This window comes from Pseudomonas sp. KCJK9000, from assembly GCF_046230725.1.
Taxonomy (GTDB): domain Bacteria; phylum Pseudomonadota; class Gammaproteobacteria; order Pseudomonadales; family Pseudomonadaceae; genus Aquipseudomonas; species Aquipseudomonas promysalinigenes.
In genome coordinates this window covers 1-881 of sequence record NZ_JBJJLN010000131.1, presented here as the reverse complement: position 1 = coordinate 881, position 881 = coordinate 1, and the positions used below count along the sequence as shown (strand labels likewise).

Here is an 881-nt window from a genome sequence, read left to right as displayed (position 1 = left end):
CAAATCACCTACACCGCCAAGCTGACCAACCCAGCCGGTAGTGAGATGAAGGTCACCCTCAGCAATGGTGCGGTCATCACCATCGCCAAGGGCCTGAGCGAAGGCACCATCACCGTCGACGCACCGAAAAACACCGTGTACGTCGACGCCGGTAAGGTTGAAGCGACCATCACCGGCACGACCGGTGGTGACTTCGAGAAGCTCAACGTCAGTTCGACGCCGGCGGTAACTTCGGTCACCGACACCATCGACACCAGCACCGTGACCCTGAGCGCCACGCCATCGGCCGTCGAGGGTGGAGTGGTCACCTACACCGCCACCGTCAGCGCGCCGGTCACTGGTTCGCCATTGGTGATCTCTCTGGCCAACGGGCAAAGCATCACCATTGGCCTGAATCAGACCACCGGCTCCGTGGACTTCGTGGCACCTAACAACGTATATGCCACCAACCCGACGCTGACCAACAGCATCACGGGCGTGACGGGCGGCAACTACGAAAAACTGGTCACCACCGGTACACCGACCACCACGGTAACCGACAACCCTGCCAACCTGGACACCACTACCGTCAGCCTCAGCGCCACCGGTACCGTCCAGGAAGGCGGCCAGATCACCTACACCGCCAAGCTGACCAACCCGGCCGGCAGCGCGATGACGGTGACCCTGAGCAATGGTGCAGTCATCAATATCGCCAAGGGCCAGAGCCAAGGTACTGTCACTGTCGATGCACCGAAAAACACCGTGTACGTCGATGCCGGCAGCGTCAGCACGACCATCACCGGCACCACCGGCGGTGACTTCGAGAAGCTGAGCGTCAGCCCAACCCCGGCGGTAACCGCCGTGACCGACAGCATCGACACCAGCACCGTAACCCTGACGGC

At 61.9% G+C, this 881-nt stretch carries 1 protein-coding gene; it reads left to right on the top strand.

The genetic code is table 11. The features are described from left to right. On the top strand, positions 1 to 881 hold an 881-nt coding region (locus tag ACK59H_RS22930), incomplete at both ends, for an immunoglobulin-like domain-containing protein (RefSeq protein ID WP_409264987.1).